This window comes from Mesorhizobium sp. M0848 (assembly GCF_040319805.1).
Taxonomy (GTDB): domain Bacteria; phylum Pseudomonadota; class Alphaproteobacteria; order Rhizobiales; family Rhizobiaceae; genus Mesorhizobium.
Map to the genome: position 1 here is coordinate 127,437 of NZ_JAMYOM010000018.1, position 19,360 is coordinate 146,796.

22 protein-coding genes are annotated in these 19,360 nt (G+C 59.1%); 13 read left to right on the top strand and 9 right to left on the bottom strand.

The features are described from left to right. Positions 1 to 24 precede the first annotated feature (24 nt). Positions 25 to 273, bottom strand: coding sequence for a hypothetical protein (locus NKH95_RS21270; RefSeq protein WP_352630703.1), 249 nt, complete (start codon positions 271 to 273; stop codon positions 25 to 27). Between the two features lie 513 nt (positions 274 to 786). Here NKH95_RS21270 and NKH95_RS21275 point away from each other — a divergent pair. Continuing rightward, on the top strand, positions 787 to 1,113 hold the full coding sequence (locus NKH95_RS21275; RefSeq protein WP_352721459.1) for a low affinity iron permease family protein: 327 nt from the start codon (positions 787 to 789) through the stop codon (positions 1,111 to 1,113). Then, entirely contained in the window at positions 1,058 to 2,446 is a 1,389-nt protein-coding gene (locus tag NKH95_RS21280) for a phospholipase D-like domain-containing protein (RefSeq protein ID WP_352630707.1), read from the top strand. Before NKH95_RS21275 ends, NKH95_RS21280 begins: the two co-directional genes overlap by 56 nt. Before the next feature lie 71 nt (positions 2,447 to 2,517). Here the strand turns inward: NKH95_RS21280 and NKH95_RS21285 are convergent, their stop codons facing one another. The 3 genes from NKH95_RS21285 to NKH95_RS21295 form a co-directional block, all read right to left on the bottom strand. Further along, complete coding sequence (locus NKH95_RS21285) at positions 2,518 to 2,736, bottom strand: hypothetical protein (protein ID WP_352630710.1); 219 nt, start codon at positions 2,734 to 2,736, stop codon at positions 2,518 to 2,520. Between the two features lie 954 nt (positions 2,737 to 3,690). Continuing rightward, a complete protein-coding gene (locus tag NKH95_RS21290; protein WP_128305828.1) occupies positions 3,691 to 3,984 on the bottom strand; it encodes a DUF768 domain-containing protein in 294 nt (97 codons plus the stop codon). A 98-nt stretch (positions 3,985 to 4,082) separates the two neighbouring features. Further along, positions 4,083 to 4,361: a hypothetical protein gene (locus tag NKH95_RS21295; protein WP_352442907.1), complete on the bottom strand. Its 279-nt coding sequence runs from the start codon at positions 4,359 to 4,361 to the stop codon at positions 4,083 to 4,085. Positions 4,362 to 4,532: 171 nt separating this feature from the next. Between NKH95_RS21295 and NKH95_RS21300 the strand changes: the two genes are divergently transcribed. Beyond that, positions 4,533 to 5,042, top strand: a complete 510-nt coding sequence (locus NKH95_RS21300; RefSeq protein ID WP_128305833.1) for a ferritin-like domain-containing protein — start codon at positions 4,533 to 4,535, stop codon at positions 5,040 to 5,042. A gap of 249 nt (positions 5,043 to 5,291) precedes the next feature. On the opposite strand, the gene NKH95_RS21305 is transcribed toward NKH95_RS21300, so the two are convergent. Next, the gene (locus tag NKH95_RS21305) at positions 5,292 to 6,137 is read right to left on the bottom strand and encodes an SIR2 family NAD-dependent protein deacylase (protein ID WP_352442908.1); all 846 of its coding nucleotides are present in this window, start codon (positions 6,135 to 6,137) and stop codon (positions 5,292 to 5,294) included. A 41-nt stretch (positions 6,138 to 6,178) separates the two neighbouring features. Beyond that, a complete protein-coding gene (locus NKH95_RS21310; RefSeq protein ID WP_023811900.1) occupies positions 6,179 to 6,487 on the bottom strand; it encodes a hypothetical protein in 309 nt (102 codons plus the stop codon). A gap of 564 nt (positions 6,488 to 7,051) precedes the next feature. On the opposite strand from NKH95_RS21310, the gene NKH95_RS21315 reads away from it, so the two are divergent. Both NKH95_RS21315 and NKH95_RS21320 read left to right on the top strand, forming a co-directional pair. Next, positions 7,052 to 7,228, top strand: a complete 177-nt coding sequence (locus tag NKH95_RS21315; protein ID WP_352442909.1) for a hypothetical protein — start codon at positions 7,052 to 7,054, stop codon at positions 7,226 to 7,228. A 39-nt stretch (positions 7,229 to 7,267) separates the two neighbouring features. After that, complete coding sequence (locus NKH95_RS21320) at positions 7,268 to 7,768, top strand: metallophosphoesterase family protein (RefSeq protein ID WP_352442910.1); 501 nt, start codon at positions 7,268 to 7,270, stop codon at positions 7,766 to 7,768. A gap of 267 nt (positions 7,769 to 8,035) precedes the next feature. Here NKH95_RS21320 and NKH95_RS21325 read toward each other — a convergent pair whose 3' ends face one another. After that, positions 8,036 to 8,467 (bottom strand): hypothetical protein, encoded by a 432-nt coding sequence (locus NKH95_RS21325; protein ID WP_023811898.1) that lies wholly within the window; start codon positions 8,465 to 8,467, stop codon positions 8,036 to 8,038. 786 nt (positions 8,468 to 9,253) lie between these two features. Between NKH95_RS21325 and ku the strand changes: the two genes are divergently transcribed. Beyond that, positions 9,254 to 10,078 (top strand): non-homologous end joining protein Ku, encoded by an 825-nt coding sequence (gene ku / locus NKH95_RS21330; protein ID WP_023811897.1) that lies wholly within the window; start codon positions 9,254 to 9,256, stop codon positions 10,076 to 10,078. Between the two features lie 718 nt (positions 10,079 to 10,796). Here ku and NKH95_RS21335 read toward each other — a convergent pair. After that, positions 10,797 to 11,450 carry a hydrolase gene (locus tag NKH95_RS21335; protein ID WP_352892854.1) on the bottom strand — a complete coding sequence of 218 codons (654 nt, stop codon included), beginning with the start codon at positions 11,448 to 11,450 and terminating at the stop codon, positions 10,797 to 10,799. Between the two features lie 153 nt (positions 11,451 to 11,603). Here NKH95_RS21335 and NKH95_RS21340 point away from each other — a divergent pair, with 153 nt between their 5' ends. The 7 genes from NKH95_RS21340 to NKH95_RS21370 all read left to right on the top strand — a co-directional run bounded on the left by NKH95_RS21340 (position 11,604) and on the right by NKH95_RS21370 (position 18,237). Continuing rightward, a complete protein-coding gene (locus NKH95_RS21340; RefSeq protein WP_352892856.1) occupies positions 11,604 to 12,497 on the top strand; it encodes a LysR family transcriptional regulator in 894 nt (297 codons plus the stop codon). Positions 12,498 to 12,685: 188 nt separating this feature from the next. After that, positions 12,686 to 13,480: a sterol desaturase family protein gene (locus tag NKH95_RS21345; protein WP_352892858.1), complete on the top strand. Its 795-nt coding sequence runs from the start codon at positions 12,686 to 12,688 to the stop codon at positions 13,478 to 13,480. A 102-nt stretch (positions 13,481 to 13,582) separates the two neighbouring features. Then, positions 13,583 to 14,275, top strand: coding sequence for a DUF2161 domain-containing phosphodiesterase (locus NKH95_RS21350; RefSeq protein ID WP_352443141.1), 693 nt, complete (start codon positions 13,583 to 13,585; stop codon positions 14,273 to 14,275). A 56-nt stretch (positions 14,276 to 14,331) separates the two neighbouring features. After that, positions 14,332 to 14,739: a DUF930 domain-containing protein gene (locus NKH95_RS21355; RefSeq protein ID WP_352443142.1), complete on the top strand. Its 408-nt coding sequence runs from the start codon at positions 14,332 to 14,334 to the stop codon at positions 14,737 to 14,739. 179 nt (positions 14,740 to 14,918) lie between these two features. Beyond that, on the top strand, positions 14,919 to 15,581 hold the full coding sequence (locus tag NKH95_RS21360) for a TerC family protein (protein ID WP_023811892.1): 663 nt from the start codon (positions 14,919 to 14,921) through the stop codon (positions 15,579 to 15,581). Between the two features lie 136 nt (positions 15,582 to 15,717). After that, positions 15,718 to 17,031 carry a 30S ribosomal protein S12 methylthiotransferase RimO gene (gene rimO / locus NKH95_RS21365; RefSeq protein ID WP_013531645.1) on the top strand — a complete coding sequence of 438 codons (1,314 nt, stop codon included), beginning with the start codon at positions 15,718 to 15,720 and terminating at the stop codon, positions 17,029 to 17,031. Between the two features lie 99 nt (positions 17,032 to 17,130). Beyond that, complete coding sequence (locus NKH95_RS21370; protein ID WP_352443143.1) at positions 17,131 to 18,237, top strand: acyltransferase family protein; 1,107 nt, start codon at positions 17,131 to 17,133, stop codon at positions 18,235 to 18,237. Positions 18,238 to 18,282: 45 nt separating this feature from the next. On the opposite strand, the gene NKH95_RS21375 is transcribed toward NKH95_RS21370, so the two are convergent. Beyond that, complete coding sequence (locus tag NKH95_RS21375) at positions 18,283 to 19,350, bottom strand: BMP family ABC transporter substrate-binding protein (RefSeq protein WP_352759850.1); 1,068 nt, start codon at positions 19,348 to 19,350, stop codon at positions 18,283 to 18,285. Positions 19,351 to 19,360 lie beyond the last annotated feature (10 nt).

Below are 19,360 nucleotides of genomic sequence, written 5' to 3' on the forward strand. Positions count from 1 at the left end.
TGGTGTTCGCATGACCATCCAACGTCAGGCAGCGTTGCTGCGTCCCATCTCCCAATCGTCCCGCCAACGTGCGCGCACGGCAATCATCAGCTTGGCCGCTTCCGTCATTCCTGTTTGGAACAGCCTGATCAACTCTCTTGCGACGGCATAGGCCGCCGCCGTGTCAGGCAAAATGGCAAATTCCTGGCACAGCGCGTCAAATGCCGCGCGAAGGATATTCAGGTCACTGGGGTAGAGAGCTTCTGTGTTCATGCGGATGGGTCGGTTAAGCATCAGGCTCCTCCAAACGGGCGAGAGTGCGATAGTCGCTCCAAGCAGCGAAACCCGTTACACAGCCGCTGACCACGGCTTTATGCGGCACAGCCCACCAGCTGTCATTAAACTATGATGCACTCGGCCGTTGTTCATGCGTGAAGATCGCCCCACGGCCCATTCATCGCTTAACCTTCGCGCAAGGGTGTAGACGGCGAAGCCCTATACTCCAGCGACTATAACTCTTCGCGGCGCGATTGATGGGGCACAACGTGCAGCAGAATTTACCAAGCGCAACCGCAGGTGCCGAAGCGGCTGAATCCAAATCGCCTCGTCGCCGATATGAGCGTTTGCTGAACCGAACGCTTGGCGAGACTATCCAAATCGAGACCGTTCTCGATGCCGGATGGCATGTGGGAGGGCCGACGCAGGACACCTGGAAAGCGTGCGCTGCTCAACTGTACCTTTTGTTGATTCATGGCGGGGGGATATAATGCCCCGCGGAACCAGGGGCACTGCCGCGAGTTCTTTGGAATGGCAAATCATCCGGTCACGAGCGCCCTTACCTCAATCGGCACATTGACTTCCCGTCCCGCAGCGTTCCTGGTGTTGCTGGCCTATGCAATCCTTTGGATGATTTTCGAGCGACAGAGCTTGGATTGGCATGGAGCCGCTACATTGTTTACTTGGGCGATGACGCTGTTCATCCAGCGCGCGGAGCACCGCGACACTCAAGCGATCCACGCCAAGCTTGACGAGATTCTGCGGTCAGATCACGCGGCTTCAAACATCACGCGGATCGACGATGAAGAGCCCGAGGAGATCGAAAAACATCGCCATCGCCGGCAGCGGGGCGATTGACGTGCAGCCTTTCGGTTCCGTTGCGTCAGGCGCCCGCAAGAAGACCTCCGGTATTGAGCTTTGGCGAAAGGTGCTCATCTATCTGGCCATTGCCACCATCGCCAGCCTGCTCACGGTGTTGATCATAAATCTCACTCCAGAGTCGCGCGTTCTACGATCAATCGTTCCCCATCGGTTCGACGCTACGGATCCCCAATTTTCCAAGACGATGAGCAGCTATTCGCAAGGGCAGATGTTCGGCTCCAATGCGGTCCAAACTCTCATCAACGGGGACGAAATATTTCCGTCAATGCTGCAAGCAATCGGGGCGGCTCGATCCAGCGTCGACATCGAGACATATATTTATTGGTCGGGAGCCATCGGCTACGAGTTCGCAATCGCATTGGCGGCCAAGGCCAGCGAAGGCGTCGAAGTCCGCGTGAACGTCGACGGGGTTGGCAGCCTTCCCTTCGACGAGGACTTGATCCACATCATGACCACGGCCGGTGTGAGGTTCGAACGCTATCGGCCGCTACGCTGGTATACGTTGGACCGTGTAAACAACCGAACTCATCGCAAGCTGCTGATCGTCGATGGCCGGGTCGCTTTCACTGGCGGGGTCGGCATTGCCGATAATTGGCGCGGGAACGCACGCAACTCAAATGAATGGCGCGACACGCACTACCGGATCGAAGGACCCGCCGTGGCCGCATTCCAGGCGGCGTTCGCCGAAAACTGGCTGGAGACGACCGGCGAGACATTGCAGGGCGCGAAGTTCTACCCTGCAGTTGCGCCCGCTGGTGGGCTCGATGCCCAACTAATACTTTCTTCGCAGCCAAACGGCTCGGAGAACATGGAGTTGATGATGTTGGCGGCAATAGCCGCGGCCAAGGACCATCTGCGCATCGGCATGGCCTACTTCGTGCCGGACGACATAGCCCTGCAGCAGATTCTTGATGCAAGGAGGCGAGGCGTCTCGGTCGATATCATCGTTCCCAATTGGCTGACGGATGTGCCTATAGTGCGAAAGGGTTCACGTTACTTCTGGGGCGAATTGCTCAAGGCCGGTGTGCGCATCTTTGAGTTTCAACCCACAATGTACCATCCGAAGCTTTTGATCGTCGACGATGTCTGGGTGAGCTTTGGCTCGGCTAATTTGGATGAGCGTTCCTTGCGCCTCAACGATGAGGCCACTCTGAATGTCTACGGCATGGAATTCGCGCGGACGCAAATAGACGTTTTCAACGAGGACCTGAAACGATCAAGGCAGGTCAGTGTGGAAGAATGGCAAGCTCGTCCGCTAAGCGAAAAGGTCACCGACTACTTTGCGAGCAGGTTTCGCTCCCAGCTTTAATGGCGAGGTGCGGAGATGCAAAGTCCCCGCGATTGCTCGCGATTGGTATTGATAGACGCTCTTGGTCGAAGTTAAACGCCGCGCCGCTTTACGGCTTCTCTTTTTGAGAGCCTGAATGGATTTCGATGAATTTGCGGTTGCGCCGGCGACGACTCCACCAGATGCTGTGCAAGCCTTGCTTGTCTCAGCCGCGCCGTCTTCTCGGCGCGTTCGGCTCGTTCAGCGTCCAGCATCTGTTGGCTGATACGTTTGGCGCGGTCGTATCTTTCCTTGTCGTGATTGCGAGTCACGGACACCTCCTAGCCAGCAACAAAAATCCTGCGAACCTTTTGGTGACACGCGGCTTGCGTTGGCTGGGACCGGGCGTGATGGCTTGTGCGAGGCGAGCCTCCTTCAACCGCGCCGTCTTGGCGGCGCGCTCAGCACGTTCCTTGTCGACAATGAGTGCTGCAGCTGATGTGGTCTTCTCGTTGCGACCGTCATCATTGGTCCGCGGCATCTCAGCGCCTCGCCTTAATTCTTATCGCCCGCGGTGCCATTTTGTACCCGGGTCGTGCTCTAACCTGGTCTATCGTCCTCTTGGCGGAGCTTTTGCCTGCATGAGCCGGCTTCTTGCGCAGGTGGTTGTCGTTGTCCGCTCGTGGGATGGCCATCTCGGTTCTCCTATGCGGGCCCAACTTCGAAATGGCGGAAGTGTTCCCAGCCAACTCGCAAGTTGCTGGGCTATTTTCGGATGCAGCGGCGGATCCCAAGGCATGCGATCCGAGCCTGGCGTCGTTTGCCAACTCGCGTCCAGCGATTGATAACGACCCACCTTGCAGGTGCGCGAATGAGCAGCGGGACTGCTCGAGGCAGGTTCATAGCTGATTTCACGCTTGGAACACGTTGTCGGTCTTTAGGTTGTCCAAACGGCGTGATGCCGCAGGTGTCTACGATGAACTTTCCTCGCGACGCGATGGTTCAGACTTTGCTGCAGCAAGGGATCCCGCGGAAACGCATAAGCTCGGCATTGCAGGGAATTCGGCGCTAGGGTCGTTGAACCACTACCGGGTGTGTCTGCAGTCAACCTTACAGGCAGCCGCAAGTCCAGACGAGGAGCACGGTTCCAAGCGCATACGGGACAAGAAGCAAACCTATCGACACCCAGAAAGCCGGCTCTGCCAAGGCGGCCATGTCCTTGCGAAACTGCTCCATAGGGCTACCCCGACAACTTCGACAAACGAATAGAGCTAACCTGATAAAACCTATGGCCCGCTTTTGGCATCTTCGACCTCCAGCGCATCCATGACGGCTGCCACATCGCTGGCTTCTCCGTCGACGCCACCATGCACCCCAGTTCCGGCATTCTTTAGTGCTTGCTCGATCGCATCTTCAATGTTTCCAAGCTCGTCCTCACGCACCTCGCGACCATAACCGGCCGCTTCGGCATCCTGCTCGAATTGCTGGGCCAGCACGGCGAAGCTGACTTCCTCTTCGCCAGCCAGAGTGCCGACATTCTCCTGCAGCCAGTTTTCAAAAAATTCTTTGGTCGCGTTCATCGGATAACTCCTCCGCCGGGTTAAGCGCGGCGGCGATCCGAAGTTCCGCCATGTCGTGGGACGGGGTGATATGCCAACTGAAGAATTGTCTGAAGAAGTCATGGCTCGTTTCCTTGGTTGCGAAATTCCATTACCAACCTGCGAAACGCCGTGACGTTCCATTGCAATTCGTTCGTGAAAACAAGAACTCCGCTGGTGAACCCGGGGCCTCGCTGAGCCAACGGGCTGTTTTCGCAAGACAAACGGTAAATGCCGGCCAGCTCGGGCAAGACAGAGCTTAGCCTGACACATGGCAGCGTGGCAGCAGAATACGAGCCAACACGAAACTCGTAGAGATACCCATCGCCGAACGCGGTGACGGCAGCAGCTTCGGTCATTCTGCAGAATGCGTTTCCAGCGCCGCGGCAATGCCCATCGCCCGAGGTCCAGGAGCCTGAATCAGCGCCGACCAGCAAAAGGCTCGCGATACAGGCCGAGGCCGCAGTTCAACCGATGAGGAACAATATCTCCCTTTGAAAGTTCTGGCCGACCCATGAAGGAGATATGAAATGTCAGAATCGCGCGAATGGCTTGTCCAATGGCTCAGGGATGCTCACGCCATGGAAGAGCAGGCCGAGACCATGTTGAATGGGCAGTTGAACCGAATTGAGAACTATCCTGAGCTCAGCGAACGGATTCGCCAGCACGTCCAGGAGACCAGGCAGCAGGCTGCTCGGCTGGAAACCTGTCTCGACCGCATCGGACAAGGATCTTCCACACTGAAGGATGCCGGCGGCAAGCTGACGGCGATGGCGCAGTCGCTCAGCGGGGTCTTCGCCGGTGACGAAGTGATGAAAGGATCGCTTGCAAGCTACACGTTCGAGCACATGGAAATCGCCTCCTACACAATCCTTATCGCCGCTGCCAAATCTCTGGGTGAAGCAGAGGTCGCCCAGGTCTGCGAAGAGAACCTGCGTGAGGAAGTCGCAATGGCGGACTGGTTGAAAAGCCATATTCCAGCGACAACCGAGCAGTTCCTGGCGCGGGCCGACTCGGAGAGTGAGAACGCCAAGCGTTGATCAGCCGGTAGCGTCATTGCTAAACAAGCTCGCGCCTTGCGCTGAAGCTCGGCGCAAGGCGCATCGAGGTTGAGCCGTTACCGCTGTGAAAGGCACTTCAAAGTAGGCAGCGCGTGAGTAAGTTTTCCGATTAGCTCTCCGTGCCGCGATAGTATCCTTGACGCCAATTGAACTTGAAATTCCGGACGGAATTCTCTGCCATGTGCCGCTCCTTGAGAGCCCGCCGAACTGCCCATCATACGGATGTTGCTATCGCCCACTTTTTGGCGACAGTTCCCCATCCCCAACCATCTCCGCCAGCCGGCTGAGGAAGTCCACCAAAGCAGCTTGCGGCTCGTCGATTTCGCCGACGACGACCGAAATTCCCCAACGCCCAAGAACGGCCTCCTCCACAGGGTTTCGGCTGGTCATGAGGATGAACGAGGGCGGGCGATCTTTCTCATAGCCGGACCGATGCCACGTCTGCCAGAGACGGTGCAACAGCAACCGAATATTTGGGTCGGAAAGGCTATAGCCAATGAAGAGGATCGTGCTGCCGAGTGCATCCGAGCGAAAACGCACGTCCAGCGGAGAATTGAAGGAGAGGCGATCGAGGTAGTCCGTTTCGGTGAGGACGAGGGACGAATCCTCGTCGAAATCACCATGGAACTTGACGATGTGGGTAACGCCTTGGCGGGCCTGCGCTACATCGCGTGCATTGGCCACTTTCACGTAGTCCCGGCCGTATATCTCATAAGCCAGTTCTAGGTTCCGGTCATAATTAGTTGTGTAGATGACAGGGAAGTCGAGCCTCACGATGAGACGATGCAACTCGGATTTCTCGATCCGGTCCTTGGGGACGGACCAGTTTCTGTCCATCCAACTGCGAAGTGGCCCGATGCTGCCATGCTTGATCCGATAGTACTCGGCCAGGGTTTGAAAACGATCGCGTCGCGTGGAAAATTCGTCGTCGACGCCGAGCTCCTTTGCCATTCGCTCTATCAGCTTCTCCCAGGAGGGTAGTCCAACACTGATCGACACCCCTGCCCCAACAAACAGAATTGCGCTGCGATGGCGAATTGCGTTGGCGAGCGAATCTACAGGGTCATCGTTCATCAAGTCTTTTGAGGTCACCCGCGCAGGTCGACCTTCCTCCCTCACATCTGGTCGTTGTTAGGCTGCTTGGTGATCCCCACCTGCCTGGCCAGCTCGGAAAACGGTGGCACACTCGCTTCGAACTGCTTGGTGTTAGCCAGCCGCAAAAGACGCAAAGGGAAACACACTGCGTCGCGGTTAGCAGGCGACATATCCTCGAAGAGGCGCTCATCAACCGTGAACGAGGCTTCGGCGTTTTTCAACGCCGTGTCGATATCATCGACCGAGAGAAGGCCTCTGCGGACCAAGGCGTTATTGACGGCCGCGACCGCCATGAGCAAACCTTCCAATTGCAGGTTGGCGACGTTCATGGGCCATGTCCTTCATATCGTTGGAAGCCCGTCGATAGATAATCCTGCTCCGGAGGCCTTGTGCCGTGCCGGTGATGGGGTTGTCGCTTGCCAGAGCGTTTTGGCTGCGCGGCGGCGCCGGGATTGGCATCTGGTGGCGCCATGGCTTGGATCTCCGCTGGGCTGCTGGACAACTCTCCACATGCCTCGAGGTTCCGGATCGCCATGGCACTACCGTCGGGTGCACGAGGTGATCGAGGTTTGGTCTTCAGACTACGATTCAACAAGCGCGTTACATGGTTCCTCCGCGAGCGCGAGCCGCCTTCGGCAGAAGATGCCAGCCGCGTCCCGCTCTAGCCAAAAGCAACCGTCTGCAAGGCGTTCGGCAACTTTAGAGCTCCGACTGTGCCTCCCAGATGGGCCATATAGAGCCATATAGAAACGACCAAGCTGATGCCTGCTAAGGTCTCGGGATCTCGTTTTATCGGCGACATCAGGCTGCCGCGCTCGGCAGGTCAGCAGATCCGATGGAGGGAACAACCCGGCACGGTGATGGTTCGGTGGCATCAAAGGTGATAGAGAACGATGGGTAAAAAGCCCAAACAGCACACAGAAGCCACGGCGGATCGTGAAAAAGCGATCGAAGCGCTCTACTTTGCGCGCAAGTGCGGCCTCACCAAGGAAGAGGCACTCAAGATGTTCAGGGAAGCCCAAATCAGGATCGATGATGGACCCAAAAGGCACTCCGGCAAGCGAACTTAGAAGCGTTCGTCGAGCGCTCGTCTCAGCCAGCGGCGGCGCATGATCTTCTTCACCTCCGACACGCATTTCAACGATCCCCGCATTTTGCGGCTCGACCCCCGCCCCTTCAGTTCATTGGCGGCGCATGACCAGGCACTGACTGAACTTTGGAACGAGACTGTTGCTCCAAACGACGAGGTTTGGCACCTCGGCGACTTTGCCAGGGGATCGGCCGAGACAGTGTCTTCGCTGCTGTCCTGCCTCCACGGCACCAAGCACCTCATCATCGGCAACAACGACGGCGTGGTAACGCTCCGCGCTTCGGCTTGGGCTAGCGTGCAACACTACAAGGAGCTGACTGTCGAGGGCCGTTTCTTGGTTCTTTGCCACTACCCGTTCCGCACCTGGAACCAGATCGGCAAGAAATCGATAAACCTGCACGGCCATTCTCATGGCCGGCTGAAGCCGATGACGCGCCAGCACGACGTCGGCGTAGACGCCTGGGATTTTCGCCCAGTCACTTTTGCTGCCATACAGGCCAGGCGGCGCCGCCGAGGTTAGCGCAGCAGATGGTCGAACGATCGACGTCTTTACGTGGTGATGCTAGCCGCAAACAGGAATCCAGAAATCCTGCCCCTGGGGTATTGCAGCCTTGCCTGGAACGCACCGCGAGTAAACCGGACCGAGGAGCGCCCCACCCGTCTGCACAGCCGTCACAACCTTTGGGACAGGCGCCGACCCCCGTCGTCACCCCGGCGGCGCGCCACTGGCGCCCAATCGTTCATCCACCTCGCTTGAAACGAGCTTCAATCGCCGTCCTTGGCGATCTCAGTGCCACATTCTCTCTCTAAGCCACTTAAGAAACCTGTTCCCTCCAATCGACCGGCGGACTCTAGCGGCAGCCCACTGCCCTCTGAACGTGGTTCCGACATGGCAACTGCAGACGATGTCATGCAACTCACCGTCAGACAGTTCGAAGAAGCGCTTTGCTTCCCCATAGGTGTCATCCTTCAGGCCTAACGCACGCAGTAGCGGGTCCTCGAAGGCCACTGTAATTGGCGAGCCCTCACCGCGTGCTGCGTCGCGGGCTTCCCGCTTCAGATACTCAGTGCCGGTAAGGGCTCTCAGGCGTCGCTCGGGATGTTGTGCCAGCAACTCTGCCCAGCGCTCAATACGCTGTTGCCGGGTCATGATCGGGTATGTCGAGAGGGGTTCTACTTCTGCAATTGTCTGCAATTGACTTAGAGTTTGGTGTTCCATCGTCGGCTCCTTTTGATCGAAGTCCCTTCCCCACAAAAACTATCGCGCGCCTACGCACTGACAAGAGCCGGTAAGGCGGCCACTTGCCCGACATGGATTGCGAAATGACAAAAACAGCGCATTGCTCCGCCGGCGCGCGAAACGATATCTCATCCCAAATCAGACCGAAGCCGTTCAGAACGAACAGCTCGCCACCCGCCCACAACAACAATTTAAATTAGTAACGCCTTATGGAACTTTGGGGTTGGCGTTTCATTTCATCGGCATGGAGGCCACTGTAATCCAGTGAATTGGATCTCGAGACAGGCACAAGGCCGACAAGGCGCCCCTTCCACGTAGCTTGAGCCAACCAAAAGAAAGACCTGCTTCGCGGTTCGGCGCGTCCGCCATTTCTGACAAAATCGATGTCCGCTTCCAGGCCGGCAAACACACAACCCAAACGACAGGAATGAGGGCGCTTTGCGGACATTCGCATAAGCCCAAAACTGGACCTACATCGAGCCGGCCTATCAACCTGCTGCTGGGCATATTCAACAGCCTGTCGGAGCGCGTGCAGGGCAAGATCGGCGTCCCGTGCCGAAGGGCTTAAAGAAAGACAAGGCCGAGAGGATCAAGCCAGGCTTGGTCGGCCGGGTCAAGTTTTTCTGAAGGGCGAAGAAAAACTGCGCCATGCAAAGCTGCTGGACTACCGTGAAGAATAACTAACATTGGCGAGGGTACTGCCAACGTTGAGGAACAGAACCGTGTGCCTGACGTTGTGCCGGATCGACGTCTAGGAGAAACGGCATGGTGGCGCCACGCGCGGTCTGGAAGGGCTTTCTGAGGGTCGGTTCCGTGTCATGCGGGGTAAAGATAGTGGGTGCCACAAGCGAGGCAACCAAGATCGACTTCAAGATTTTGAACCGCAAGGACGGTTTACCCGTTAAAAGCGCCTATGTCGATGAAGAGACTGGCGACGTTGTCAAAGCCGAGGATCAGATCAAAGGGTATGAGGCGGACAAGGATGATTTCATCCACGTCGAGCCGGACGAGTTAAAGAAACTGAAGCTGACGTCACAGCATACACTTGACGTCGATTCCTTCGTTCCGGTTGCCGAGATCGACACACGTTATCTCGAGAAACCATACTACTTGATCCCGGCAGACGGCGCCTCCCTGGAGGCCTTTGCCGTCCTGCGCGATGCGATGGCCAAGAAACGCGTTGCGGCACGCTCCTGCGTCGTACTCTATCAGCGCGGGCGCGAAGTGTTGATACAGCCCCTTGGAAAAGGGATGTTGCTGACCGAGCTACGGACCCACAATGAGATGACATCGGAAGACACCGTCTTCGACGATGTGAAGAGCGCAAAATATGATTCGGATTTGCTCGAAATCGCGGGGCTTCTCATCGACAAGAAGGTGACAAAGTTCGATCCTTCGAAATTCGAGGACACCTACGAGGACGCGTTGATTGCCATGATTGACGCCAAGCGCAAGGGCAAAAAACCCCCGAAACCGGTACCGAAACCCAAGGAGAACGTGGTCGACTTGGCCTCAGTTCTTCGAAAGAGCCTCGCCAAGGAAGGGATCGGCCAAGATCGGCCAAAGGCCAATAGCCGCAAATCAGCTTAGGTGCTGGAACCGGCACTCGTTCGTTGCTCATCCATATCGCTTGCCGAGAAGCGGAGCCTTGAGCGCGTCTAGCTGATCCTGAAGGCGGCCTTTCTCCACGATCATTCCCTCAGGGCCTTCGCAAACGGCACCGTGCACTGCTCCGTTGCCTCGCTAGACAGATTCACCACTAGCATTTTCGGGAAGGGCCGCGCTCGTGTCCGCACCGTCTGACTGGCGCGTAACATGCTGTGTAACAATCGATTCTTAGATTTCTTGATTTGCTTGGATCGGAGGCAAGAATCGAATCCCACTTCCTCCGCCAGACGTCGAATTGTCCAGCCCGGAGACATGGGTAGCGGTTTGTACCTAAGACATGATGACAACCTCGTGCCCAGCGGGTTGTCGATTGGTTGCAAGGTCCTCTGTTCCAAGTCGATATATCCGAACTGCGAGGTCATCGATCACGAGCGCCCTGTTGCGTCAGGCTGACTTTGAAGTTCGGATAGATGACGTCCATTTCCTCTCGGAAGCGCTCCGCCGAACATCTCCATGGTCCTTTCAATGAGGCGATAGATAGCCAGGCTGCGCCGACTGTAGTCGCGGCCAATGGATGGAGGAAGTGATCGTTGATGACGGCCGGCCGCCCTGCATTCAGGCGGCTCGTCTTGTGGGCGGGGGTGACCCGGCTCAGCATGTTGGCGCTGGATCGCTCAACGCTTTCGTCACCCCGCCCAGTTCAGCCGGCGGTGCTCGGCACAGGCGTGTTGAGCAGTTGCTGCTCCCAGAGGTACGCGATGCCGCTGCCAGCGGCGTGCTGCTTGAGCACTTCCGTCAGCTCGCCGACGTGCTCGGTACGCGCCCAGTCGCGCTGCCACTCCGATGCCAGCGCCAGCCAGGTCATCATGTTTGCGCCGGCCGCGATCATGCGTTGGATGGCGACCTCGTGCGCTTCGACCGACGTGCCGCCCGAGGCGTCGGCGATGACCGTGACGTCCCAGCCTTCGCCCAACGCCTGGATAACCGGCATGGCGACGCAGATCTCGGTCCACAGGCCGGCGATGATGAGCTGCCTGCGGCCGGTCGCCTTGACCGCGTTCACGACCTTCCTGTCTTCCCAGGTGTTGATGAACGTCCGGTCGATGACCTCCTGGCCGGGAAATACGTCGGTGATGTGGGGGAAGATCAGGCCGCCCCGATCGGCAACGACGCTGGTCAGGATGGTGGGAACGCCGAAGGCCTTTGCGACCTTTGCCAAGGCCGTCGAGTTGTTGACCACTGCATGCGGATCGTGGCTGTTCAGGTTCGAGAGCTGGTAGGGCTGGTGGTCGATCAGAACGAGGACCGAATCCTCGGGGCGAAGAAGTGAATTAAGGCCGTTACGAAAGGTCATAAGAACTTCCTCTCTCTGCCGCCTGGACGGCGTGGGTTTTCCGGGAGACATGCGCCAGCGGGCGACGTTGCCTGAACGCAATTTGCTGTTCCTTTTGGTGATGCGATAGTGCCATAATCAGGCAAGCTGTGTCGCGAAACGAGGAACGCCGAATTGGATATCGAGGATCTACAGACATTCGTCGTAGTGGCCGATGCCGGGGGCGTATCGGCCGCCGCGCGCCGGCTCGGCGTCTCCAAATCAATCGTCAGTCGCAGGCTCTTTCGGGTTGAGGCGGAGCTTGGCGTCCAGCTTCTTGCACGAACGACCCGCGGTGCCGCGCTCACAGAAGCGGGAATCACGTTCAGAGATCATGCGGCCCGAGCCAGCGCCGAGATTGATACGGCCAGGGAAACGATCCTCCCTACCGGTGAGCTGCGCGGCCGCCTGAGGGTTGCTATGCCGCTTACTTTCGGCGCGACCCATTTTGCTCCCGTGCTCGCGGAAATGGCGCGTCTGCACCCGAAGCTTCACATCCATACTTCTTATAGCGATCGCTTCGTCGATCTCATCGCAGAGGGTTTCGATTGCGCGATCCGGGGCGCCTACCTTCAGGACTCCAACCTGATCGCGAAGCGCGTCGGGCCTATCCATGGAAAGCTTGTCGCGAGCCCGGATTACATCAAAGCGCACGCGTCACCCGAGACTCCGGACGAACTCGTCACCCATCAGGCCCTCATGCAGGGAACGGAAGCCTGGCAGTTCATGGATGGCGACAAGATTGTTACGGTCCAGCCGCAGGGCAGGTTCAAGGCCGACAGCGCCACGGCGCTTGCCGCGACGGCGGCGGCAGGTCTCGGCATCGCCTGGCTCCCCGATTGCATTACACATGAATATGTAGCCTCCGGCGCGCTGGTCCCGATCATGACACGCTATCCGGTACCTCCGGGAGCTGCGTATGTCGTACGCCCGCCGGGGCAGCATCCTACGCGGAAAGTGCGCGTGCTCACCGAGATGCTGATTGAGTATTTCAAACGCAACCCGGATCTTTGGGGTCTTGACGGCTAGGACACGAACGGTTCGAAGCCGTGTCAAAGAACCGCGTTCGACGGTCCCATTGCTCCGAGCCGTTGCGTTCGGCGACATTGCTTGCACGTTCCGTGCGTCAGCGCCCTTACAGAGCCTTTAGCCTTTGGAAAGGGAGATGTGTTTCTTCTCGAGGGAGCAGGCGGCGCGCCGGCAGCAGAGGCGAATCGATGGATATCTTCGGCATCAAGGCACTGTTGATCTGCGCGCTGATCTTCATTCCGTTCGAACATCTGTTTGCCGAGCGGCCGCAGAAGATCTTCCGCAAGGGCTTCGCTGTCGATCTGATCTATCTGCTGTTCAACGGCTTCATCATAAAGCTGGCCATCGTCATGATGGCGGCAGGCGCGCTCGGTGCCGCTGCGCTCCTGGTCCCGCCGGCGATAACGAAGGCCGTCAGCGGCCAGCCCGTCTGGCTGCAGGTTGCCGAAATCATCGTGATCACCGATATCGGCGTCTACTGGACACATCGGGCCTTCCACAAAATCCCCGCGCTTTGGAAGTTCCATGCCGTTCACCACGGCATTGAGGAACTCGACTGGCTCGGGGCCTTCCACAATCACCCCGTCGACGCCATCGTCACAAAGGCAATATCGCTGACGCCGATCTTTTTCCTCGGCTTCTCGGAAGCCTCGATCGCCGTCTTTTCGACCATCTACCTTGGACACACGCTGCTTGTGCATTCAAACGTGCGGATTCCGTTCGGCCCCTTGAAGTGGCTGATCGCCAGCCCGCAGTTCCATCGCTGGCACCATGCCAACCAGCGCGAAGCCTATGACAAGAACTTCGCCGGGCAGTTGCCTTTCCTCGACATGCTGTTCGGGACCTACAATCCCACCGGCGACAAGGTGCCGGACAAGTACGGCGTCGACGATCCGATCCCTTCCACCTATTTCGGTCAGATCGGCTATCCGCTCCTGCGCCGCAGGAAGCTGCACCGAGCAGTGCCGAACACCGAAGCCTGACAGCTGGCCCGACGGTGCGGTATCCACCCCGATCCGATTTCGGGCCGTAGAACGCCGAACCACGGGAAGGCTTTTCGCGTCGAATCGGCTAAACCCTGAGGCATGAACGAGACGTCTCTCTATGCGCCGGTGAAGCGGTTCCTCGAAAGCCTCGACTTCGTCGTCAAAGGCGAGATCGGCGGCTGCGATGTTGTTGCATTGCGCGAGGGGGAGCCGCCGGTTGTCGTCATCTGCGAGTTGAAGCTGCAGTTCAATCTCGAACTGGTGCTGCAAGGTGTCGATCGCGCGGCGGCCTGCGACGAGGTGTGGCTGGCCGCGCGCATGTCGGCCCGCGGCAAGGGCCGCGAAAGCGACGCCAGATTTCGCAATCTCTGCCGCCGTCTTGGCTTCGGCCTGCTCGGTGTGACCGCGACGGACCGGGTCGAGGTGCTTCTCAGCCCGATCGCGCTGGCGCCGCGCAAGAATGCCCGCCGGCGCTCTCGTCTGGTTGACGAGCACCAGCGCCGTCGCGGCGATCCCGTTGCCGGAGGAGGATCGCGCAATCCGATCATGACGGCCTATCGTCAAAGCGCCCTCGCCTGCGCTGCCGCCATGGTGGACGGACCCAGGCGACCGCGTGATCTCAAGGCGGTGACGCCGATCGCGCCCAAGATACTGCAGCACAATGTCTATGGCTGGTTCGCGCGCGTCGACCGCGGCCTCTACGATCTTACGGATGCAGGCCGTGCCTCTTTGGTCCGTTGGCCGCAGGCATCGCACGCCCGACACGCAATTTTGAACGCACCGGCCATATGATTGAAGATTCCGGCGGCGCTCGCGGCGGTCCGCTCGGTTGATTTCTCCGACAAAATGTGTTGCTTGTCCCGCCCATGAAGAAGCTCTGCATGACCGCCTTGGCGTCAGTGACACTGAGTTTTCCAGCCAGCGCAATGGACAATGCATTGCGCGCCGGTCTGATGAAACTCGATCCCCAAACCCGTCTTGAACAGCGTTGCGACGCCGAAGTGCTCGACCGCATCACCCATGACGATCGCAAGTTCAAAGCCGATCGCGTCGTCGCCTACGCCTTCGCCACGCCCGAGATGGGTGCCGATGCAATCAAGAGCCCGGGTGCTGCGTTTCGCAGCAAGGGGCAGTGGTACCGGCTGAAATTCAAGTGCCAGACCGCGCCGGACCATATGGAAGTTTTGCAGCTCCGCTACCGGATCGGGGACGAAATTCCAGAAGCCGACTGGGCAAGGTACAATCTCTACGATTGATTTGTGATCTGCCATGGTTTGCCTGGCTGTCGCGAGTGCCGCGAAGCCGTGATCCGGCTTGACGCAATGCTGCTTCGGTGATGCAGCCACGCGTGATCCCTTGACGCCAGGGGACCACCAAGTTAGGGCCTCTGGATAATCGACGAACACTCGGCAAAATCAGCAAGGGCTTCCTGTCGATGGACATTTTTTTCAGCGCTGCCAGTCTGACCGCCCTGCTGCAGGTCATCGCCATCGACCTCGTGCTGGCCGGCGACAATGCGATCGTCATCGGCCTCGCCGCGGCCGGCTTGCCCGCCGAACAACGCAAGAAGGCGATTCTTCTCGGCGTGGTGGCGGCAACGGTGCTGCGCATCGGGTTTGCCGCAATTACCGTCAAGCTGCTGGCGATCGTCGGCCTGCTGCTCGCCGGCGGCATCCTGCTGCTGTGGGTCTGCTGGAAGATGTACCGCGAGTTGCGTACGTCGCATGCCGATGAATTGGAAGCGACCGAGGCACTGTCGAATTCGGACCTCAACAGCGACCAGGCGGTCGCCGGCAAGACGAAGCGCAAGACCCTTGGCCAGGCTGCCTTGCAGATTGTCGTCGCCGACGTGTCGATGTCGCTCGACAACGTGCTGGCGGTGGCTGGAGCGGCGCGCGATCATTTTCCGGTGCTGGTCATCGGCCTTGTGTTGTCGATCGCCCTGATGGGGCTGGCCGCGACTTTCATTGCCAAGCTGCTGCATCGCCACCGCTGGATTGCCTATGTCGGCCTGCTGATCATTTTCTATGTGGCTGTGGACATGGTCTATCGTGGCGCGGTGGAGGTCTGGCCGCATGTAAACGGTGCGGTCGGCTGAGGCTGGCGGACATCGGCATCTTCACTCAGTGGAAGCAAGACCGCCGTGCGTTTTGCCGCATCGCGGGCCTGCCCATACCAATGCCGCAATAAGTGTGGTACTGCGCCGGCAATCCTGAAAAGCCCGGAAAACCTTTATGTCCGCTCCCCGCGTGAGTTTTGTCAGTCTTGGATGCCCGAAGGCCCTCGTGGATTCGGAGCGCATCATCACGCGCCTGCGCGCCGAAGGTTACGAAATCGCGCGCAAGCATGACGGCGCCGACCTCGTCGTCGTCAACACCTGCGGCTTTCTCGATTCCGCCCGCGACGAGTCGCTCAACGCCATCGGCTCCGCGCTTTCGGAAAATGGCCGAGTGATCGTCACCGGTTGCCTGGGCGCCGAGCCGGACGTCATTCGTGAAAAGCACCCTAACGTGCTGGCGATCACCGGGCCGCAGGCCTATGAGAGCGTGATGGCTGCGGTCCATGAGGCCGCACCGCCTTCGCACGACCCCTATATCGATCTCCTGCCACCGCAGGGCGTCAAGCTGACGCCGCGCCACTACGCCTATCTCAAGATTTCCGAAGGCTGCAACAACCGCTGCACCTTCTGCATCATTCCCGCACTGCGTGGCGACCTCGTCTCGCGGCCGGCGGCCGATGTGCTGCGCGAGGCTGAGAAACTGGCCAAGGCTGGCGTCAAGGAACTTCTGGTCATCTCGCAGGACACCAGCGCCTACGGCATCGACATCAAGTACCAGACGTCGATGTTCGGCGACCGTGAAGTGCGCGCGAAATTCCTCGACCTTTCGGAGGAACTGGGCAAGCTCGGCATCTGGGTGCGCATGCATTATGTCTACCCCTACCCGCATGTCGCCGACGTCATCCCACTGATGGCCGAGGGCAAGATCCTGCCTTACCTGGATATTCCGTTCCAGCATGCCTCGCCGCAGGTGTTGAAGAACATGCGCCGGCCCGCACACGGCGAAAAGACGCTCGAGCGCATTCGCGGCTGGCGCGAGGTATGCCCTGATCTGGCCATCCGCTCCACCTTCATCGTCGGCTTCCCCGGCGAGACGGACGACGATTTCGAGATGCTGCTCGACTGGCTCGATGAAGCCAAGATCGACCGCGCCGGCTGCTTCAAATATGAGCCGGTCCGCGGCGCCCGCTCCAACGATCTCGGCCTTGAACAGGTCCCGCAGGAAATCAAGGAGGCGCGCTGGCATCGCTTCATGCAGCGCCAACAGAAGATTTCGGCGACGCAGCTGGCCAGGAAGGTCGGCAAGCGCCTACCGGTGCTGATCGACGAGGCGCACGGCACATCGGCAAAGGGCCGCACCAAATACGATGCGCCCGAGATCGACGGCTCGGTGCACATCCAGTCGCGCCGCCCGCTGCGCCAAGGCGACATCGTCACCGTCAAGATCGACCGTGCCGATGCCTATGACCTCTATGGTTCGGCGGTCTGACGGTCCGTATTTACTACATCTGGCGATAATTCAGCCGTCTTAACCCGCGCAGCCGCGATCCGCTCTATGGTTTGTGGACCGTAGATGCAGGAAATGCGGATGAACACCAGACCTGCGGAACAAAATTACATCGCGACGCTGGACCTGCTCAGGCTGGCGGCAGCACTTGCCGTCGTGTTCTTCCACTATTTCTTTCGCGGCGCTGCCGCCGAAGGCTACCTTGCGCAAGGCTATCCGCTTGCCGCACCATTCGCCCTCTACGGCTATCTCGGCGTCAACCTGTTCTTCCTGATCAGCGGTTTCGTCATTGCCTGGTCGGCGGAAAACCGGAACTGGGATCAGTTTGCGATCGCGCGGTTCGTTCGCCTCTATCCGGGTTTTCTGTTCTGCATGACGATCACCTTCGCGATTGTCTTCCTTGTCGGGTCGCCGCTGCTTTCGGCCTCTTTCGTTCAGTATGCCGCCAATCTGTCGATGTTCGCGCCGGCCTTCGGCCAGCCCTTCATGGACGGCGTCTACTGGTCGATCGTGCTTGAACTGGTGTTCTACGGATGGATCACGCTGGCCCTGTTCACCGGGCTCTTCCAGAAACGCAAGCTGGAGCTGATCTTCATCTGGCTGGCGATCTCGGCCTTGAACGAGTTCTTCATCGGCAGCGGCGGAGCCAGGCTGCTGTTCCTCACCGAGTTCGGCCCGTTCTTCGCCGCCGGCGTGCTGGTCCACCAAATCCATTCGCATGGCCGTTCTGTGCCGGCCCTGCTGCTGCTTGCCGCCGCGTTCCTGATCTCCTGCGGAACGCTATCGGTGACGCAGCACTGGATGCTTGGCCACTACGGCATTGCCGTTGCCTCGGCCAATCTCGTCGTCGCCAACGTCGTCATGCACGCGGCCTTGATCGGCGCGGTGCTGCTGCGCGACCGTGTCAGGGCATCGGGGCTCACTCTGGCGCTGGGCGGGCTGACCTATCCGCTCTATTTGCTGCACCAGGACATCGGCTATCTCGCCATCAATGCGGCAACGCCCCTTGTCGGCAAATGGATTGCCGCTCTTGGTTGCGTCGTGCTCATGCTTTTCATTTCGTGGGCGATCTGGCGCACCTGCGAACAACCGGTACAGCGGTTGCTCAGGTTTTGGCTCGGCCGCGCGGTCGATGCCGGACGAACGCGGTTTCGTCGCCCCTCTGCCGGCGCACAGCCCGCCGAATGAAGAAGGGCGCCTCGCGGCGCCCCTCCGTCTCATGTCTCGCGCTGCTTATTTCGGCAGCTTGTCGTCGACGCCTTTCACATAAAAATTCATGCCGAGCAGCGTGCCGTCGTCGGCGACTTCACCATCCTTCAGCCACGGCGTGCCGTCCTGCTTGGCAACCGGTCCGGTGAAGGGATTCCAGCCGCCGGCGATCTTCTTTTCGGTGGCTTCGGCCATCGCCTTCACGTCGTCGGGCATGTTGGTGTAGGCCGACATCTTGACGGCGCCGTCCTTGATGCCGAGCCAGACATTGTCCGGCTTCCAGGTGCCGTCGAGCGCGGCCTGGACGCGGCTGATGTAATAGGGACCCCATTCGTCGGTGAGCGAGGTCAACTGCGCGTTCGGCGCGAACTTGATCATGTCTGAGGACTGGCCGAAGCCTTTCAGCTTGCGCTCCTCGGCCACCTGCAGGGCAGCGGTGGAATCGGTGTGCTGGACGATGATGTCGGCGCCTTGGTCGAACAGCGCCTTGGCGGCGTCGGCTTCCTTGCCCGGATCGAACCAGGAATTCACCCAGACGATCTTGGCCTTGAAGTTCGGGTTGATCGACTGTGCGCCGAGCATGAAGGAGTTGATGCCCATCACCACTTCGGGGATCGGGAAGGAAACGATGTAGCCGGCAACGCCGGCCTTCGATTCCTTGGCGGCGATCTGGCCGAGCACATAGCGGCCTTCATAGAAACGCGCATTGTAGATGCCGAGATTGTCAGCGGTCTTGTAGCCGGTGGCGTGCTCGAACATCACCTTCGGGAATTTCTTGGCGACCTTCACTTCCGGGTCCATGAAGCCGAAGGAGGTGCCGAAGATGATCTTGCAGCCTTCGCGAGCCAGGCGCTCGAAAGCGCGGTCGGCGTCGGGGCCTTCCGAGACGTTTTCGAGATAGGCGGTCTCGACCTTGTCACCGAGCGCCTTCTCCACCTCGAGACGGCCCTGGTCGTGCTGGTAGGAGTAGCCGAAGTCGCCGATCGGGCCGGTGTAGACCCAGCAAGCCTTTAGCTTGTCCGCCGCCTCGGCCGTCGCTGCCAGCGACATGGCGGCGGTCGTGGTCATCAGGGCAATAAGCAGTTTTTTCATCGTGTTACCT

Excerpts from the sequence above, each read along its gene's own strand:
- NKH95_RS21270 (WP_352630703.1), bottom strand. The coding sequence starts at position 273 with ATGCTTAACCGACCCATCCGCATGAACACAGAAGCTCTCTACCCCAGT.
- NKH95_RS21275 (WP_352721459.1), top strand. The coding sequence starts at position 787 with ATGGCAAATCATCCGGTCACGAGCGCCCTTACCTCAATCGGCACATTG.
- NKH95_RS21280 (WP_352630707.1), top strand. The coding sequence starts at position 1,058 with ATGAAGAGCCCGAGGAGATCGAAAAACATCGCCATCGCCGGCAGCGGG.
- NKH95_RS21290 (WP_128305828.1), bottom strand. The coding sequence starts at position 3,984 with ATGAACGCGACCAAAGAATTTTTTGAAAACTGGCTGCAGGAGAATGTC.
- NKH95_RS21295 (WP_352442907.1), bottom strand. The coding sequence starts at position 4,361 with ATGACCGAAGCTGCTGCCGTCACCGCGTTCGGCGATGGGTATCTCTAC.
- NKH95_RS21300 (WP_128305833.1), top strand. The coding sequence starts at position 4,533 with ATGTCAGAATCGCGCGAATGGCTTGTCCAATGGCTCAGGGATGCTCAC.
- NKH95_RS21305 (WP_352442908.1), bottom strand. The coding sequence starts at position 6,137 with ATGAACGATGACCCTGTAGATTCGCTCGCCAACGCAATTCGCCATCGC.
- NKH95_RS21310 (WP_023811900.1), bottom strand. The coding sequence starts at position 6,487 with ATGAACGTCGCCAACCTGCAATTGGAAGGTTTGCTCATGGCGGTCGCG.
- NKH95_RS21315 (WP_352442909.1), top strand. The coding sequence starts at position 7,052 with ATGGGTAAAAAGCCCAAACAGCACACAGAAGCCACGGCGGATCGTGAA.
- NKH95_RS21320 (WP_352442910.1), top strand. The coding sequence starts at position 7,268 with ATGATCTTCTTCACCTCCGACACGCATTTCAACGATCCCCGCATTTTG.
- NKH95_RS21325 (WP_023811898.1), bottom strand. The coding sequence starts at position 8,467 with ATGGAACACCAAACTCTAAGTCAATTGCAGACAATTGCAGAAGTAGAA.
- ku (WP_023811897.1), top strand. The coding sequence starts at position 9,254 with ATGGTGGCGCCACGCGCGGTCTGGAAGGGCTTTCTGAGGGTCGGTTCC.
- NKH95_RS21335 (WP_352892854.1), bottom strand. The coding sequence starts at position 11,450 with ATGACCTTTCGTAACGGCCTTAATTCACTTCTTCGCCCCGAGGATTCG.
- NKH95_RS21345 (WP_352892858.1), top strand. The coding sequence starts at position 12,686 with ATGGATATCTTCGGCATCAAGGCACTGTTGATCTGCGCGCTGATCTTC.
- NKH95_RS21350 (WP_352443141.1), top strand. The coding sequence starts at position 13,583 with ATGAACGAGACGTCTCTCTATGCGCCGGTGAAGCGGTTCCTCGAAAGC.
- NKH95_RS21360 (WP_023811892.1), top strand. The coding sequence starts at position 14,919 with ATGGACATTTTTTTCAGCGCTGCCAGTCTGACCGCCCTGCTGCAGGTC.
- rimO (WP_013531645.1), top strand. The coding sequence starts at position 15,718 with ATGTCCGCTCCCCGCGTGAGTTTTGTCAGTCTTGGATGCCCGAAGGCC.
- NKH95_RS21370 (WP_352443143.1), top strand. The coding sequence starts at position 17,131 with ATGAACACCAGACCTGCGGAACAAAATTACATCGCGACGCTGGACCTG.
- NKH95_RS21375 (WP_352759850.1), bottom strand. The coding sequence starts at position 19,350 with ATGAAAAAACTGCTTATTGCCCTGATGACCACGACCGCCGCCATGTCG.